This window comes from Nocardia wallacei (assembly GCF_029869545.1).
Lineage (GTDB): Bacteria > Actinomycetota > Actinomycetes > Mycobacteriales > Mycobacteriaceae > Nocardia > Nocardia wallacei_A.
In genome coordinates this window covers 12536-31152 of sequence record NZ_JARWQD010000156.1, presented here as the reverse complement: position 1 = coordinate 31152, position 18617 = coordinate 12536, and the positions used below count along the sequence as shown (strand labels likewise).

The following is an 18617-nucleotide window of genomic DNA, read 5'->3' as shown; positions in this document are numbered from 1 at the left end:
GGCTCCGGCGGCTGCGGCGGCACCGGCGGCTGCGGCGGCACCGGCGGCTGCGGCGGCACCGGCGGCTGCGGCGGCACCGGCGGCTGCGGCGGCACCGGTGGTTCCGGAGGTTGCGGTGGGATAGGTGGGCGCGGAGGTTGGGGTGGCTGCGGGGGCTGCGGCGGGCGCGGGGGTTCAGGGGGGTTCGGGGGTTGGGGTGGGAGCCATGGGCCCGGGTCTACCGGCTTGTTCGGTTCGACGTGGGGGAGTTCGAATTCGGGCTCGTGGGGTGGGTGTGGGATGTGGGAACGCAGAACTGGCCTGCGACGTCGGCCCCGGGTCAGCCAGTCGAGGTCACTGCGATCGCCGCCGGGCGGCGTCCCGCCCGGACCGGAACCGTCGCCGCCGGGCCGCGTACCCGCGTCGCCACTGTCACCACCATCACCGTCAGACGTCCGCGGCACACCATCACCGGAAGGCGTGGGCGGCTCATCGCCACCGGAGGCGACAGGCTTATGCGGTTCGCCCCCGTCGACAGACGTGCGCGAGCCCTCGCCTTGGCCACCGGATTCGCGCGACTCCTCGTCGTCGGCAGGCTTGGGCGACTCTTGGTCCTGGGAAGCAGTATTGTGCGGGTTCTCGACCTCCTCGGCTGGTGTGCCGGGGTCTTCGCTCTCCGCGTGCGGCTGGATGGGCTCGGCGTGGGCCGCGCCGGGTTCGCCCGTCTTGCCGGACTCCAGTTCGTCGAAACGCGCGTGCATCTGTTCGCGCGCCTCGGCCAGCTGTTGCATCAGGCGCTGGTGCTCGCGTTCCGCCTCGTCCGCATTGCGCCGCAGTGCGGCATCCAGTTCCTGCAGTTCTCGCGCGACGACCTCGCGCGGAGTCTCCGAATCCGCTTGCTGCTCCGGCTGTTTCGGATCGAGATCCGATCGAGGCGGCCCCCCGGCCGACTCCGGCGAATCCCGCCGGGAACCCGATTCGGATTCAGCCTCGGGCGTCGCGTGACCGGATTCGTCGCCGAGCCCGAGTTCATCGAACCCCGCCCGCAGTTCCTCCTGAATCTCCGCCAGCCGCTGCATCACCTTCCGGTGCTCGCGTTCGGCCGCCTCGGCATTACGCCGCATCGCCTCGTCGAACAGCCGCAGCTCCCGCTCGGCAGCCTCCCGGAACGGATCCGACTCCTGTTGCCGCGCACCATGTTCCGGCTCGCCGCCGGAACGTGGTGCCTGCTTCGGATCGGACCCGCCGGACTCCGGCGACTGCTGATCCGGTTCGCCGACGGCACCGGAGCGCGGCTTGGCCTCCCCCGCCGACGGCCCGGACTCCGAAGCCACAGAACCGGATTCCCGCGGACCGTCGACCGCCGAACCCTGCCGAGAATCCGCCGCAGACTCCGCACCGGCCTCGGACGCGGCGAGACCGGATTCGTCCGGCACACCGAGCCCGAGATCATCGAGCCCCGCCTGAATCTCCGCCAGCCGCCGCATCGCTTTCCGGTGCTCGCGTTCGGCCGCCTCGGCATTACGCCGCATCGCCTCGTCGAGCAACCGCAGCTCCCGCTCGGCAGCCTCCCGGAAAGGATTCGACTCCTGTTGCCGCGCACCATGTTCCGGTTCGTCACCGGAACGTGGAGCCTGCTTCGGATCCGACCCACCCGATTCCGGCCCAGCGGCCGAACCCGGCTCGGGAGCGCCGGACAGCTCCGGCGGCGACGAGCCCTCCACCGGCGGCGGTCCCGAGCCGTCGGGGCGGGGCGGGCGTGGGCCCGGGAGCCCGGCTGGCCCGGAACCGTTGCCGCCGTTCTCCATTCGCATGGTTTGCGAGGGCGGGGCGTAGGGGATATCGGCGCGCCACTCGGTGAGCGGGGGGCGGTTGGCGTCCCAGTGCAGCCCCTCCTTGGCCGCGACGTAGGCATTGGCCTCGTGCCAGGTGGCGCCCTCGTTGGCCACCAGGAACCGCGCCTCGGCCAGTGCATCGCGCAGCAACAGGATGTCCTGATCCAACGGCTCACCCGCCACCAGCCGGTTCCACGCCTCGGCGACATCGGCGACACAGTCGAGGGGGCGGCGGGTCACCTGGTGCGTATCGGGATCGAGCCGCAGCAGCGGATCGCGCATCAGGTGGTTCTTGATCTGCACCAGCTGGTCGCGGGTCAGGTCGGGAATGTCGGCATCCATGTGCGGGACCAGCACCGCGGCAATGGTGCCGGCGTCCGCGCCGTCGAGCAGCAGCGCGCGAATGTCATCGATGGTGTCGCGCACGGCGCCCGGATCGTCGACACGGAACCTCTTCGCGAGTTCGCCTGCCACACGGTTGATTTCGTCATCCAGATACAGCAATTGCGCATCGATGTCGCCGCGCGGATCGATTCCGCGGTCCGTCTCGACCAGCTGCCTGCGGACCGCATCGACAACATCGCGCGCCGCCTGGACACATTGATCGCGCCGCAGCGGCGCCAGCTCCCGGAGGATGCGGTCCACGTCGGTGTCGGCCAGGTCGTCCCGGTACCGGCGGTACTCGGCATCGGCCCACTGCTGCACCTTCGCCCACTCCCGCTCGCGCGCGAGCTGCTGGCGAATGAAGCCCGGATCGATCTCGCCCTGATCGTCTGCCAGTGCGCCCCAATCGATCTCGCGCACCAGCGGTTGCACCTCGGAGGGCTTCTTCTTGAACCAGTAGTGGCCCTTGAACCCCGGGCGGATCTTCCCCGGATTATCCGGATCGTTGTACCAGGTGAACCCGCTCAACTTCGCGGTTTCCAGGATGATCCGCATGGTGTTGTAGACGAGCCCGCCGAACGGTATGTCGTAGGCTTGCGCACCCGGCGGAACCATCGGCTCCCCGCCCGGGATCGCCGGGAACAGATCCTTCGGAATCGCACCGGGCGGAAGATCCATGAGCGCGCCCTCGACCGCCGCCTGCGTCGGATCGACCGCCCAGCCGCTGATCCCTTCCGGCAGGTCGCGCGGCTTGAACGCCTTCGGCACCGTGGCCGAGCTCCCGCCCGTGACCATATCCGGATTGACCGGATGCCACTTCCCGGCCTCGTCGCACCACAGCGTCACGTCGATCTTCCGGCCGCCCTGCCAGCCGGTGCTCAGGCGCCGCACGTCCGGAGGCGGCAACTCGGTCACGGTCGGCTTGCCGGTCCGGTCGGCGGTGACGCGGTGGTATTCGACCGTGGTCTCCGGGCGCATCATCGCCTGCGCCACGGCACCGCTGCGATCGAGCGCGCGCGCCAGTTCGGCGTCGAAGTGGGTGCGCGGCGAATCTCCCAGTGCGGCACGCGGTCCCAGCACGATGATCCGCGGACGCTCCCCGTCGACGAGCCCGACGGTGTCGGTGATCATGCGCCCGCCCGCATCCTCGACCAGCCGTCGCCACACACCGGCGGTTCGGGCCATATCGTCCTGGATGCGCCCGATCTCGTTGTGGGAGGCGTTCACGTCGCGGGCAGCGTCTCCCAGCGCATCGATCTCCGGCGTGCGGTCGGGTTCTTCGGATGCCAAGCGGCGCAAGGTGCCATCGAGGTTGACGTCGGTCAGCGCGTCCTCGTCGAGCACCCCGTTCTCGTCCACCAGGCCCAGCCGCTCGGCCAGGTCGTCGCGCATGCCGCGCCGCGGTTTGATCCGCACCAGTTCCTCGGCGCGCTCGCGGGCCAGCCGGTCCAGGGTGTCGGCGACCTCTTGCGACGGCGGGCGATTCACCGCGCCGCTGCGCTCCAGCTCGAGGATCTGGCGATCGAGGTGCCGCAGCTGATCGTCGAGCTGGAAGACGTGCTGGGCCGCGTCCACCATCTTGCCCAGCGCCTCGCGGCGATGGGTGACATCCAGCGGTTCGGCCGAGCGATCGAGATGCCCCTCGGCCTCCTCACCCAAGGGGTCGACATCGACGTGCCGGATGACGGCGTCCCCGTAGCGCAGCAGCACCTCGCGCGCCAACCGGCCGCGGTCGCCGAGCGCCTCGAGCAGCCGCTGCGAGTCCGGCATCCGGCCGACGCGGTCCTCCAGCTTGGCGCGCCAGAATTCCAGCTCGCGCACCAGATTCCGGCGCTCCTGCATGAGCCGGTCGTATTCCCCGTTCGCCCACTGCGCGGCCGGATCATCCGGCGCCGGTTCGCCGGTCATCTGCGGCGCCTCATTCGATTGACGCTGCGCCCCATCGGCATTGCGCTCCGGCGCAGGGTCGCCCGGACTCAGCGGCGGCTCGGCCGATTGATGCTGCCTCCCAACGGTATTGGGCTCCGGCATATCCTCGTTGCCCTCGGGGCGGACCGGCACTTCCGGCCGGGCCGCCTCGCCGAGCGGCCATACTCGTTGGTCGTCGATCTCACCGAACAGGCGGAACCGGGACAGTGGATCGTCGGCCAGCGCGCGCAGGACGGCGTTCACCTCGGCGAGCCGCTCGGCGGCGGCGTTGTAGCGGCGTGCGGCGCGTTCCAGTTCGGCCACGCGATCGCCCCACGCGCCGACCTCCCGGGCCTCGACGGACCGGTTGCGCAACGCCTCGAGGGTCTCCTCGAGCGAGCGGGCGTCGGGATTGCCGGGATCGCGGCGCGGCCCCAGCTCCGACTCGTCGACCCGCATACCGGCCAGCGCATCCCGGCGGGCGGCCGCCGCGGCCTCCAGCTCCCGCTGCGCCGCGGCACGCTGCTCGGCGAACCGGTCGATCTCGGCCTGCCGACGCAGACCGGCCTCCGATTCCATTGCCTGCCAGTACTGTTCGGTCAGCTCCGCCAGTCGGGCACGGTCACGGTCGACGTGCGGCCCTGCCATACCGTCGAGCACCGCGCCGAGCCGATCCCGCCGCAGGTCCTGAGGCGCGATGTCATAGGCGCGGCATAGGTCGCGCAACTCGGCGGCCACCCGGTGCGGCGGTCCCGCACCGGATTCCGGCCCCTTCGCGGCATCGGCACCACGCACACGATCGTCGTCGAGTCGATCGTCCGGACGCGGAATCGGTCCCTGGACGGCCTCCCGCCGGGCCTCGGCGGTCAGAAGTGCGTGCAGCACCTGCGCGGGCTCGGAGGCGTTGCGGCCGTTGAGCGTAACGTCCAGGAACGCGTCCGCGAGCGCCTCCCCCGGATCGAAAACGCCTCGGTCGAAACTGTATCCGCTGAGCTGGCGCACCCACGCGATGTATCCCGCGGCATCGCCGTCGGGCCGGGTGGCCCGATAGTGCGCGATCAGCACGTCTTCGGCCAGTGCCCGCGCCCGCTTGCCCCCGGCGTAGTCGAGCGTATGGCCCAACTCGTGCACGATCGTGGCGTACACCGGCCGGTCCGCGACCCCGCGGGGCGAATGCCCGGTGTCCTCGGCGCGTTGCTTCGATGCGCGGAACTCGTCCGGGTTCGTGGCCAAATCCCTGTTGAGCGTGATGGATTCGGCGTAGTACGTGCCGTCGGCCCGCTTGCGCCATACCGCCTGCCCGTGCCGATTGCCGTCGAGCGGAGCGATATCGATCCGGCGCAGATCGATATCGGGGTGCCGGGTGAGCACCTCGTCGACCGCGCGGGCGTACTCGCGCAGCATGGCCACATCGACATCGGCGTCGAAGCCGTCGATCTGCACGCGCGGATACTGGAACTCGAGCTCCAGCACGATGCCGGTGCGATCCAGCCGCGACCACTTGTCGGCGGGTGGTCCAGGCTGCGGGCTCGGCCGATCCGCGGCGCCCGGATCCGAATCGTCCGCCAGTACCGACGGAGAATCGTTGTGCGACACCATGTCTCGGGCCATCGGGGCCTGCGGCGCCGCCAGCGCGGAATCTTCCCCGCGACCCGTATCGTCCGTCGAGTCCTGATCCCCGCGCCGACCCGGAGTCGGCCCGGGGTCGACGCCGAACCGCCGCATGAGCCGATCCGTGATCCGCCGCAACCGCCCCGGCAGTTCGGCACCGCGCGAATCCAACGGCGCCGTGCCGTCGCGCAGCGTGGCCGCGACCCGCGCGACCAGCCGTTCCGGACTCGTATCCGTCATGCCCTGCAAGTGCTGGGCCACCGCATCGGACACGTCGCGCCACTGAGTCGGCGCGCCCACCCGCCAGCCACCGGTGCCGTCGCGCTCGAGGATCACCCCGAGTGGCACGCCACCCAGGTCGAAGGTGTGCAGCGCGGTGCGCAGGGCGTCCCGGGGCGGCAGGCCCTCGGTCATCGGCATCGGGATCCGGCGCATCATCAGCTGCCGCGCGACATGGGCCGGATGAGCCGTATCGACAAGGGAGGCATCGGATTCGGCCATCCGGAACCCGACCGCCACGAAGCCGCTGTCGAGTGTGCCGGGCACCGCCGGACCGCGTCGGCCCTCCTGGCGCGAGGGACCGAAGGCGGCGTCGCCCAGCTGGCGCATCCAGGCGTCGAACCCCAGCCGGGTGCGGCCCGTACTGCGGTACTCCAGGTAGTGCGCGAGCATCTCGGTGCGCGCTTCAAAGTAGTCCGGCCTGCGGAACCGGCCCTCGGCGGCGCTCCGATCGATATCGACGGGGTGCAGCGCGCCGTCCTCCCCGGCCGCGAGCGACCGATACCGCAGCTCGTGGGAGCCGTCCCACAGCACGTTGTCGTATCCGTCGCGCTGGACGGCCAGCCGCTGCAACGCCGCGACGTGCTGCCCCTCGGCCGCGACGACGAGCAACCGCGGCCGTCCGTCCTCGGTCCGGCTCGACCGCAGCACCACCTCGTCGGTCAGCCGGGAACCCAGCGGGTCGCGCTGCAGTTCGGCGTCGACCTCGCGGCGGACCGCGTCGGCGTGATCGGGGTCCGGTGGCAGTTCCCTTGTCCCGGTGGCGTTTTCGCCCGGCGCACCGCTCTCGGGGGGCTCCGGGGGTGCGGACCAGCGGCGGTGCGGGCCGTCGCTGTCCGCGCGCACCGTGTCGAAGGCGATCTCGGCCGTCTCCAGCCCGACCTTGTCCAGGTAGCGGCGCAGCGCCTGCAGCCCGGCCTCGTACGCGACCCGCTCGGGATCGGGCGCATCGGGTCGCCGTTCCGCGGCCCGGCTCGCCTTCTCGAATGCCTTGTCGAAGGCGTCGGTGTAGGCGCGCTCCACCGGTCCGACGGCGATCCGGCGGCCCGCGCGCCGCAGCTCCCGGTTCGTCTCGATCTCCTCCACGAAATCGAGGCTGCGCTCGCGCCGAGCCCGGTACGAGTTCGTGGGCGGGGGCACCGGCGTGGTCTGCGCCGCGGGCGAGAACCCGCGTGCCCGATCCCATTCGGCGCCGTATCGGGTGGCGAAACTCTCACCGTCGACGGTCGGGCCGAGGGCATCGAACTGCGCCCGCACGGCCCGCACGCCCGCGCGGTAGGCCGCGGCATGCCGCGCCCAGGGGTGCACGAGGGAGTAGTCGCTGTACAGTTCCTTCGCGGTCTCCAGGGCATCGCGGTAGGCGTCGAGGTACACGACCTCCAGTGGGTCCCGGCGCCGGTCGTAATGCTTGTCTCGATCTCCGTCGCCACGGCGCGAATCCCGCATGTTCTCGAAGGCCAGGGCGTGCGCCTCGGCCTGCCGATCCAGCATCCGGCCGACATAATCGGCCCGCGACAACGTCGACCGCTCCTGCGCCCAGCCCGGCTGTTCGCGCAGCATATCGGCCATTGCCGCGGCCCGGATCAGATCCGCTATTCGGCGCGGCAGATAGGACGTCGCCCCCAGCACCACCGTATTCGTGGCCGGGTCGTACCCGAGGGCCGGACCCACCTCGGCCCGCTCTCCGTCGCGGTGCCCGGAGCGCGTGTCCGGCCCGATGCTCAGGCGAACCTCGATACCGAGCCGCTCCACGAATTTCGCCGCCCATTCGCTGATGTGGCTGACGTCGGCGGCCTCGCTGTCCGTCGGCTTCCGGGCGAGGTTGCGCAACGTGTGCCAGGCGTCGGCGGCGGTCTCGCTGATCGTCCGCTGCGGCCGCGAATCCCCTTGCCGGGCACCGTCTTCTGTCGTCTCATCGCCGCGGCTGCCGTCTCCGCGCGGGTCCGCTGCCGCGGGGAGGGCAGGGGCATCCTCGGCGGCACGAACCACGCGCACCACGCCGGACTCGTCGACGGAGACCCGGACCAGATCGGCGGGCCCCAGCTCGGGGTGCCGCACAGGACGGCCGATATCGGCCGCCATCCCGTCGAGCAGATCCTGTCCGACGCGGGTGGCGATCGCGCGTTCGATGTCGGCCAGCCGCCCGGCCGCGGCGAGGTGACGGTCGGCCAGGTCGGCGAGCTGAGACAGTTCGAAATCCGCGGCCTCGTCACCGAGCGCGCGGCGGTCCATCAGCTGTCGCAGCCTGCCGGACCTGGTGTCGGCGAGTTCACTCTCCGGGATCGCGGCGACACTCTGCCGCCGGGCGAATACCCGATCCCAGTCGGCCTCGATCCGCCGCAGCTCCCGCGCGGTCGCCGCGTGCTCGCGGACCAATTGCTGCACCTGCCTGGCGGATTCGGCGGTCAGCGGTGCGTATTCCGACAATCCGTCCGGTGTCCCCGGCCGCGCCGCCTGCCACTCCGCACGGTGCACGTCGCGATACCCGGCATCGGAACCCGGGCGGCCGAATTCGGCATACCGCGGATCCGCCAGCAGGGCGTCCACACCGGCCTCGTGCCCCGCCGCCCGCAGCTGCGCCTCCGACAGCCCGGGATCCGCCGACCGGACAGCGTCGACGGCCGCACGGTACGCGTCCGTGTACACCGATCGCATCGCACTGCGATACGCGCCGTCGGCCTCCGCCAGCCCCGCCGGGATGTCGGCGCCGAGGCCCGCGGTGCGCAGCCGCACGTCGAATTCGATCTCGTGCTCGAATCTGGCGGCATCGCGTCGCGCGGTGTCCGAGCCGCGCGGACCGAGTTCGGCGTATCGCGGGTCCGCCAGCAGGGCGTCCGTACCGGCCCGGTGGCCCGCCGCGCGCTGCTGGGCCGCCGAGAGATCCGGTTGCGCCGACCGCGCGGCGTCGACGGCGGCCGCGTACCTGTCCGCGTACACCGACCGCATCTCGCTGCGGCGCAGCATATCCGCCTCCGCCGACGGCGAGCGATCGGTGCCGAATCCCGCGTCCCGCAGCTGCTGTTCGAACTCGAGCTCGCGCCCGAACGCGGACGCCTCGATACGCTCTTGCGCCGCAAGGTATTCCGGAAGATCGGTGTCGGCGATGCGGGAAGGCATCACCTCGACATCACCCGAAAGAATGGCCTGGACGCGTTCCGCGGCGCGTAGCACCGCGATGGCCTGCTCCGACTCCGAGCGTTCGTGGCTGTCGATGAGGACGTCGAGGGTGCGCGGGTTGAGCCGATCGCCGTCCGGCACCCCGCCCAGGTCCTCGAATCGCACCGCGGCCCCGGCCTCGCGGAGAACCGCGACCGCGCCGCGACCGACCTCGGTGTGCGACAACACATCCCATATGCGTACGAAGCTCGGGTCCGGGACGTGCTGGAGCCAGCCGTCGGGGTGCGCGCCGTCACCGTAGACCGCTTGCCGGACTTCGTCCTGCGCCCGGCGATCCCGCGCGGCCACCTCGTCGTCGGGCGAATCCGGCTGCGGCGGTGGGCCTTCGGCCGCATCGACACCCGATGCGGCTGGCCCGGGCGGTAGCTGCTGGTGGTCGGTGGCGGAATCGGGCAGCGCCCACCGCGCCGGGCCGGTATCACCCGCGAGACTGGCCCGGATCAACTGCTCATGGATGAAACGTGCTGGCTCGCTGGCATTTCGGCCGTTGAGTTCGACGTCGACGAAGGCCTCGGCGATCGCCTCGCGGGGTTTGAGGGTCGTTCTGTCGACGGTGACCGTGCGGTCGGGGTGCTCGACACTGTGGAAACTGCGATCGCTCAGCTGAGCCAGCCACCGCTGGTAGTCGGCGACCGAGCCGCCGGGGTGGGTCGCCACGAAGTGCTGGAAAAGGTCGTACTCGATCGTGTTCTCCAGCTGCAACTGCCCCGCGTTGTCCAGCGCATGCCCGAACTCGTGCAGCATGACGGCGTAGACCGGGTCCAATTCCGTTCCGGGGCGGAACCATTCGATGTCCACGGCCCGGCGGATCAGGTCGCGGAAACCCGCGGCGCTGTCGGCATAGCGCTGGTTGAAGGTGATGGTGTCGGTGATGATGCGCCCGGTCTCCGGATCGATGACGCGCCGCGCGTTGGCGACCGGTTCGATCTCACCGATCCCCACCCGCCGCAGCGTGATCTGCGGATACTTGTGCAGCATCTCGTCGGTGGCGCGCGCGATATCGCGCACCATGTCCGGATCGATGCCGGGCAGGTCGAATCCGAAGACGTCGAGGCCGTGCCGGTCCCGCAGGATCTGCTCGATCTCGTCGGGATCGCGGTGTGTCCATTCGTCTTCGGGCCGGACGACCGGTGCGGTATCGGGTGGATCCGGCGCCTCGGATTTCCCGGGCTCCGGGCCGTCGACGGCGTCCTCGGCGAAGTGGCCGACGGCATCGTCTGCCCGGCGCGAGCCCCGGTCGCCGTCGGATCCGGCGTCCGGCGCGATCGGCCGCGCCGACCGGGCGGCGGATTCCAGCATGTCGTACAGCGCACGAGCCGGTTCGCTCACCGCATCCCGGCCGCGCAGCATCACGTCGGCGAATGCCTCCGCCAGCGCCTCGCCCGGATTCAGCCTCGTCTTGGCCATGTCGTGGAAGCTGTAACCGCTGAGTTGCTGCAGCCACCGCTCGAACTGGACCATGTCCCCGTCCGGGTGTGCCCGCATGTACGCCCGCACCATATCGATGGGGGTGCCGCCGTCCAGACGCATCCGGGTGAGCGGGGAACCGGCATTGTCCAGGACGTGGCCCATCTCGTGCAGGACGATGCCGCGCACCGGGCGATCGTGGAAGCTCCGCAGGAAGCGGCCGTCGCCGATATTGAGGTCGACGGAGCTGTTGAAATAGGTCAGATCGGTGGCGATGGTGCGGTTGATGACGAGTTCGGAGTACTGCCCGTTGCGGTCGCCCGGCCGGGGGTGCGCCACCGTCTTGGCGAAACGCCCGTCCGCGAGGGTCTCCACCCGGATGGCCCGCAGATCTATTTGCGGGTACTCCGATCTCGGGTATCGGGTGAGTACTTCCGCTACCGCCCTGGCGATCTCGCGCACTACGTCCGGGTCGGAATCGGCGAAATCGATGTCCCGGATCCCGAATTCGTCGCGGAGCCGATCGGCGACCTGGCCGGGATCCAGTGTCGCCCAATCGTCTTCGATATGCGGGCGCCGGGGATCGTCGGAGTCACCGGGGCCCAGCTCACCGTCGGCCGGATCGGCCAGGCCTGAATCCCGCTCCTGTTGCGGCGTGGACTCCTCCGGAACTCGTTGCGCCCCACCGCCGTCGCCGGGCTTATCGGGTTCCGGCCGATCCGCCCCGAGCGGCGGGGCATCGGGTGGATCGTCGCCCTCACCGAACAGCTCGCGCCGCAGTTCCGCCAGATGTTCCTGCAGCCGCCGGAACTCCGCGTCGACCTCCTCCCGCTGCCGCCGGAACTCACCCTCGATCTCATCGCGCCGCCGCCGAAAGTCCGACTCGGCCTCATCCCGCCGCCGCCGCTCCGCCGACTCGGCATCATCCCGACGCCGCCGCTCCGCCAACTCAGCATCATCCCGACGCCGCCGCTCCGCCGACTCAGCATCATCCCGACGCCGCCGCGACTCCGACTCAGCATCATCCTTACGACGTCGAGAATCGGACGCGACATCATCGCGCCTGCGACGCGATTCCTGCTCAGCCTCATCCCGCTTGCGACGCGACTCTTGCTCAGCCTCATCCCGCCTGCGACGCGACTCTTGCTCCGCCTCCTCCTGGCGACGCCGAGACTCCTGTTCGGCCTCATCCTGCCGACGCCGGGATTCTTGCTCCGCCTCCTCCTGGCGACGCCGGGCCGACTGCTCCGCCTCGCCCTGGCGACGCCGGGACTCGGCCTCGGCGTCGTTGTGCCGTTGCCGGGACTCTACATCGGACAGGGCCGCGACGGGCTCGCCTGCCTCCTGACGACCGGGCGTTGAATTGTCGTTCTCCCCGAACAGGTTTCGGCGGAACTCGTCGAGTTCACCCATCAGCCGCTGGAATTCGTCCGCGGCCGCACCGGCATTGCGCAGATAGGCCGCGTTCAGCTCGGCCAGCTCGCGCTGCAGCGCGCCATCCACCCGCGACGGCGACTCCGCCGGATCGGATTCCGACCCATCGCGCAGCTCCCGGCGCAGCTGTTCGACGCGATCCATCAGATCCTGATGCTGGCGCTGCTCCTCCTCGGCATTACGCCGCAACACCTCGTCCAGCTTCTCCAGCTCACGATGCATTGCCGCATCCGCTCGCGAAGACTCACCATCCGAATCACGCTGCACCGCACCGGATTCGTCCCCGGCTCGACCCCCATCAGCATCGGGATCGGCGACAGGCCCCTCCCCGGCCAACTCCCGCCGCAGCCGCGCCACCCGATCCATCAAATCCCGATGCTGACGCTCCGCCTCCTCGGCATTGCGCGCGAACAACTCATCCAGCTTCTCCAACTCCCGCTGCGCCGCCGCCTCCGGGCGCGATCGGGACGCGTCCGACTCTCCTTGCGGTTCAGAACCTTTCGGCTCGGACGGACCGCCTTCGGCACTCGGAGTCGATCCATCGCCTTGCTTCGGCGCGGAGCCGCCCGGCTGGTTCTGGCCGCCCAGCGGCGAGGGGCCCTGGGGTGGGGTGGGTGCGGCGGGGCCGTCGCCGGATCCGACCGTCGGGTCGGCGGCGGGCAGGCCCTGTGCTTCTCGTAGCTGCGCGGCCAGGGCCGCGAGGGTGTTGATCTGTTGCTGCCGGTGCCGTATCTCGTCGCGCACGCTGCCGACCTCGGCGCCCAGATCCTGTGGCCCCTCGTGGTTTTCGATATTGCCGTCCTGATAGGCCGAATAGACCTCGAGGAAGCTGGGATCGTTCGGGTGCGGCAGGCCGACGCCGACCACCCGCGACCAGTCACCGCCCGGTTCGGGTCGCGGGCCCGTGTGGTCGTCGAGGGTGCCACCCTCGGCTTCCGCGCGCGCCACGGCGTCCGCGACGGCCTGGCCGAAGGCGAGCGGATCGGTGGACTGGCAAGCGTCGGAGACGATTTCCCGCAGGTTCGGCAGCGCATCGGTGTCGTGCACCGCGGCCTCGGGATCGGCGACCCGCGGATCGGCGGTGTGGTCCCCCCGGGCGACCTCCGAATACGGGTCGATATCGATCAGGGCGCGGGCGAACTCCGCCATCGCCCCGCGCGCCTGCTGGTGCCTTCCCTGTTTCTCCAACCGGGCCAATGCTTTTCGAAGCTTGGCGGGGTCCAGCCCGGTGGCGTCCGAGTTCTTGTGCTTACGGCGAGCGCCCGTGTCTTCGTCGTATTTGTATTCGTTCGGGTACAGCGACGATTCGCCGATCCCGAGAGCCTCGGCGAGCCGCGCCCGCGCCGCATAGAAGGCCTCGGCGTCGAGAGCGCGCAGCCGAATGGCGTACCCGCACAACGTCTGCATCTGCTGCCTGCGCCGAAACCAGCCCGTATCCGGATCGGTGATGCGGTCCGCCAGCGCGTCCGGCGTCAGCGCCGACTCCGAAAGCCCCAGCGTCTGCGCCAGCTGCGCCCGTCCGGGCGGATCGTCGGACCTCGGGCCACCGTCCTGCAGCCCGTAATAGGTTCCGACGTCGTGCATCGTCCGGGCGAAGTCGGACAGCGCCTCGAGCTGCCCTGCGCGCAGGGCATTGCCCAGCTTCATGTCGGCGATGATCTGTTCCCCGCCGGGTTGCAGCAGCCGGACCACGTCCGCGGGTTCGAGGCCGAGATCCCGCGCCACCGCGACCAGGTCGCGTAGCAGTTCCTCGCGCGACCGGGGCGCCGCGTGATCCGGTGTGGCGGCGGCGGGCTCGGTGACCGGGGCCGGATCGACCGTGTGCGGCACCGCGCGCCACTCGCCGTCCCCGTCCCGAACGAGCGTCGCGACCACATCCCGGCCGTCGACGGTATCGCGATGATGATGCACTTCCGGCGTGTCGACCGGATCGAGGTGGATATCGCCGTCCGCGTCCGTACGCGCCTGCCGATAATCGAGCGTGACCTCCCCGTCTTTCAATTGCCTTGCCAGATCGGGATTTTCGGCGAGCAGATCGGCCAGCACCTCGTCCCGGTTGCGCTGACCGTCGACGATGACCAGCCGATCCGGCTCGCCCTCGATCGGCACCCGCACCGCCTGGTCGTTGAGCGGATCGGGCGGAAGCTCCGCCTCGGCCCGCTCGGCCAGTCGGGCGAGATCGTCCATGCGGGCGTTGTTCTCGTCGCGCAGCCGGTTGAGCACCTCCTCCAACTTCGCGGGCGAATCCACATCGTCGATGCTGAGACCGAACATCTGTGTCCACGTGGACAATTCGTCCTGCAGCTGATCGCGGCGCAGCGCGTTCGAATAGTAGGGGGGCAGTCCGCCGTCGCGGTCGGATTCGGGGTTCGGCGAGACGTGGTGCCACTCGCTGATCGAATCCTCGCCGGTGAGCACGCCCGGCGTATTCCGCAGCCTGGTATCCCCGCCGAAGGCATCGATCACCTCGGTGAGGAAGTCGCCCATCGGGTTCTCGCTGTAGAAGTCGCGCTGGCCGCGCGGCACGGCCGCGGACTGGTCGCCGTCCCCGTACGGGCGAGCCATCTCCTCGAGGTAGCGGCGGGCGGCCTCGCCGAGCCCCTCGATGGCGCCCGTCGTCCGCAGGCAGCGGTACTGCTGTTCGTCGAGCATCCGGCGGATGGTCGACGGATTCTCGTCCGGCAGTGGGAAACCCAGCCGCGTGGCCATCTCCGCCAGCGTCTCGTCGTCCGGTGGCGGCCCTTCGGGGGGCGGCTCCTTGTGAATGGCATCGGCCGGGTCGAGAACCGGCTCGTGCTCGAGCGCGCGCGCCTGCTCGTCGGTGATCAGGTTCCGGTTCGTGAGGTCGTCGAGAATCTGCTGCCGCAGTTCCGGATCCGACACCAGATCCCGCAGTTCCAGCAGGCGCTGCCTGCCGTCCTCCGGAGACAGCGTCCCGTCCTGCAGTCCCGCGACGAGTTCGGCGTGGGTATCGGCTAGCTCCCCCAGCTCCAGCGCCATGGCAATGTCGTTGTGCGCCAGGTCGTTATCGGCCAGATCGTTGACGATCCGCTCACGCAGTTCGGTATCGGTGACCGACTCGTACAGGTCGCGCAGCGCGATCCGCGCCTGCCGCGGCGAGATCAGATCGAAACCCACCAGGTCCCCGATGATCCGGCGATGCAGGTCCGGATCCGTCGGCAACCCGGTCTCCGAATCCCTTGTCGCCTTCAGCAGATCGAGCAGGTCGCCGAAGCCGTCGCGTGGCGAGATCAGCCCCTGCTCCAGGCTCGCGATGACACCGGCGCGCGCCGCCTCCGGATCCCCGTCGGTGATCCACGGCTTGTACTCGCTGCCGTCGGAGGCGCGCAGCGGCACGTGCTCGCCGACCTGCAGCGCCATCTTGGACGACAGCCGCCGCAGCAGCGGAACGTGCTCGATGTTCGCGATCATCAGCTGGATGATCTGGCCGATGCGGGCGAGCGGATCCTCCGGCGTCCCACCGGAATCCGGCGGTGCCTTGATCACCGGCCCGTCCGGCGGCGGGGCGGGCGGGGGCGCGGGCGGTGGGTCGACCAGGTCGGGTATGTGCACGGCGCCGTCGATGGCGGCCGACTGTCCGCGCGAATCCAGCCGAGATCCGGAGGGGTGCTTGGCGATTGGTGTGTGGCCGTGCTCGTTGAACATCTTCCGCAGCCGGTCCACTGCGCGCCGCAGGGCCGACTTCTTGCGCGGCGGCTCGGAGCCCTCGGTGCGGGCCGGAGCGTCGGTGTCGCGCGGTGCGGGGGCGGGCTCGCCGTCGCGCGCCGGGCGCCAGCCACCCTCACCGTCGGGAACGCAGCGGACCGTCACCTGCTCGCCGTCGATCTCCACGACGATGTCGCGTGAGCGCTGCGGCATCTCGATCGAGGTCGGCTCGATCGGCTCCGAATCCTTCGGTGTCCCAGCATCTTCCGGTTTCCCGGATCTGCCGCGATCGGCGCCGTCCCCGGACTCCGGCCGCTTCGGGCCCGACCCGTCGCCCGGATCGTCCGGCGACCCGGCGGGCTTGTCCGGCGGACCGGACGGCGGCTCCTTGCCACCGCCTCCGGCGGCGCGGGCCGGGCGCGGCGGGGGTGCCGGTTCGGCGCCGACCGCCACCGGCGCGACGAACGGCGCGGAACCATCGGACTCGCCGGACTTTCCGTTCGTCGCGTCCCGGCTACCCGGCGCCTCCTGTCCGCTCGACGCCGCCTGCAGCCCCGGCGCACCACCCTGCGGCTGCGCACCCGCGAGCTCCGCGCGGCCGGAGGCCGGTCCGGAACCGGCCCGCTCCCCCGCCCGCTGCTGTCCGTCACCGGAACCGGTTTCGGGGCCGCCCTCGGGCGAACCCGCCCGCGGCGGTGCGGGCGACGAACCGCGAGGCTGGTCCCCCCCAGCGCCATCCACCGAACTTGCCTTAGGTGCGACGGGAGACGAACCGCGAGGCTGCTCACCACCCGCGCCATCCACCGGACTTGCCTTCGACGTCGCGGGAGACGCACCGCCGCTGGGGTTTCCACCGTTCGCCGCCGGAGGCGAACCGACTCCCGGCGCACCCGCCGGTGTACCTGCGACCGGAGCGCCCGCGACGGGAGCACCAGCGACCGGCGCGACACCGTCATCGGCCGGATCGGCGGCCTTCTGAGCACCGGCCTCAGCGCCATCCTTCGGCGTGGCACCGTCCGCGGGCTGGCCGCCGGGTACACCGGCTCGCGCGTTCTCTCCGGCCTTACCGGAATCGTCTTGTCCCGCAGCGTCATCGGTACCGGTTCGGGACTGGTCGCCACCATCCGATGCGGGCAGCGGGCTGGAGCCGCCTTCGGGCAGGCCCGCGGAGCCCTGTTCGTCGCCCGCCTGCTGTTCGGGCGGGACGCCCTGTTCGGCACGTCCCGCACCGGATGCGTTCCCGCCGGGCGGCTGCTGCGCCTCCGTACCTTCATGCCCCGCAGGGGGTTCCGCGGCGGGAGCCTCGCCCGGCGGCGGCGCGGCCGCTTCCGGCGTCTGTCCCGCCGCCGGTTGCACCTTGCCGCTGTCGTCGGCACCGCCGTCGTCGACTTCGGATTGCGCGGGGCTCTGGGGTGCATCACCCTCGTCGCCTCCGGTCGCTTCCGGAATCCCAGCCCCCTCGGGACCGGCTGGCACACCACCGGTTTCGCCCGCGCCGTCGCCCTGCACGTTCGCTGGCTCACTACCGTTCTGCCCGCCGACACCTTCGGGATCCGCTGGTACACCGCCAGTTTCGCCCGAACCCCCCGGCACGTTGGACGCCTCGCCGACAGGCTGTACCGGGGACTCCCCGACCCCCTCGGGATCCGCTGGTGCGCCACCGGTTTCGTTCGACCCCTGCGGCGCGCCCTGGACATTCGACGGATCGCTACCGTTCTGCCCGCCCGGAGCCTCACCGGCGCGTCCCTGTGCGGGATCGCGGGGAGCGCTGCCGTCCCCCCGAGGGTCGCCGCCCGGGTCTCCACCGGGCTGATTCCCACCCGGCTGATTCCCACCAGGGTTGTTCCCGCCGGGATTGCCTCCAGGATTCCCACCCGGATCCCCGCCGGGCTGGTTCATCTGGTTGAACACATCGTCCATCCGCGACCCGAAACTGGGCCGGTGCGCCATTCCCGGATTGTGACTGTTCCAAAAGTGGTTCGCCCCAGCCTTGTTGGCGCCGCTGAGCGCGCCGTTGGACGCCCCCGCGGTGAACATGAGCGGATCGATGCCCGCGGCCTTCGCATTCGCCCAGGCCTTGTCGAAGCCGTATTTGTATGTGTCGATGGCCATCTGGGTGCCGGTCGCGGCCAGATAGCCCGCGCCCGCCCCGGCCAACCCGGCGGCGGTCCCGGTGATCGCGCCGTTGACGAGCTTGCCGCCCAGCTCGTCCCCGAGCTTGTTTCCCAGCGACTTGCCGATCTTGTCGCCGAGCGGTCCCGCGGCCGCCCCACCGGCCGCCGAGCTGACCGTGGTGACCGCCACCTGCTCCCAGTTGATCTTCTTCCGATGCCCCTGATCGACCTGATACGCCTGGATGCCGACCTCTTGCAAGGTGCCCAGCGCGGTATCGATGGCGACGTGCTTGGCCACGAACTTCAACGTCGACGACGAGATCAGCCTGCTGACGATCCGCTGCACGGCCCGCCGCGCCCCGGCACTGAGCAGGCGCAGCCCGATCCGGGTCCCGGCGATGGCCGCGGCCTCCACCGCGGGCGCTGTCGGCGGAAAGATCCACGCGGCAGCGATTTCCGCGGCCAGCAGCGCCAGCGACGTGATGAACATCAGCTGGGTATATTCGATCTCGGTGCCGACACCGTCGGCCGTCTCGGCCATCGCGTCGAAGTGCTTGGCCAGCTGTTCCACCGATGCCTCGCCGTGCAGCAGCTGATCGAAGGCCTTGCTGATCTTCTCGGTGCCGTCACCCTGCGGATAGGCGGCCAGCGAGGCCGTCTTGGCGTCCTGGATGTCGTCGAGGAGTGCGCGCAGGTCACCGGCCGCGGTGCGCCACGGCTTGCCGACGCCGTCCCACATCCGGTCCGGATCGCCGTCGGGCCATTCGGAACCGGCCACCCATTCCAGCCAGGTCAGCCAGCCGGGCAGCTCAGCCATCCCCGC

General features: G+C 70.7%; 1 protein-coding gene. It reads right to left on the bottom strand.

The window, feature by feature from the left end; translation table 11 throughout:
- The coding region (locus tag QH290_RS12585) for a WXG100-like domain-containing protein (protein WP_280382938.1) at nt 1–18611 on the bottom strand (18611 nt) is incomplete at its 3' end.
- Nucleotides 18612–18617: the final 6 nt, after the last annotated feature.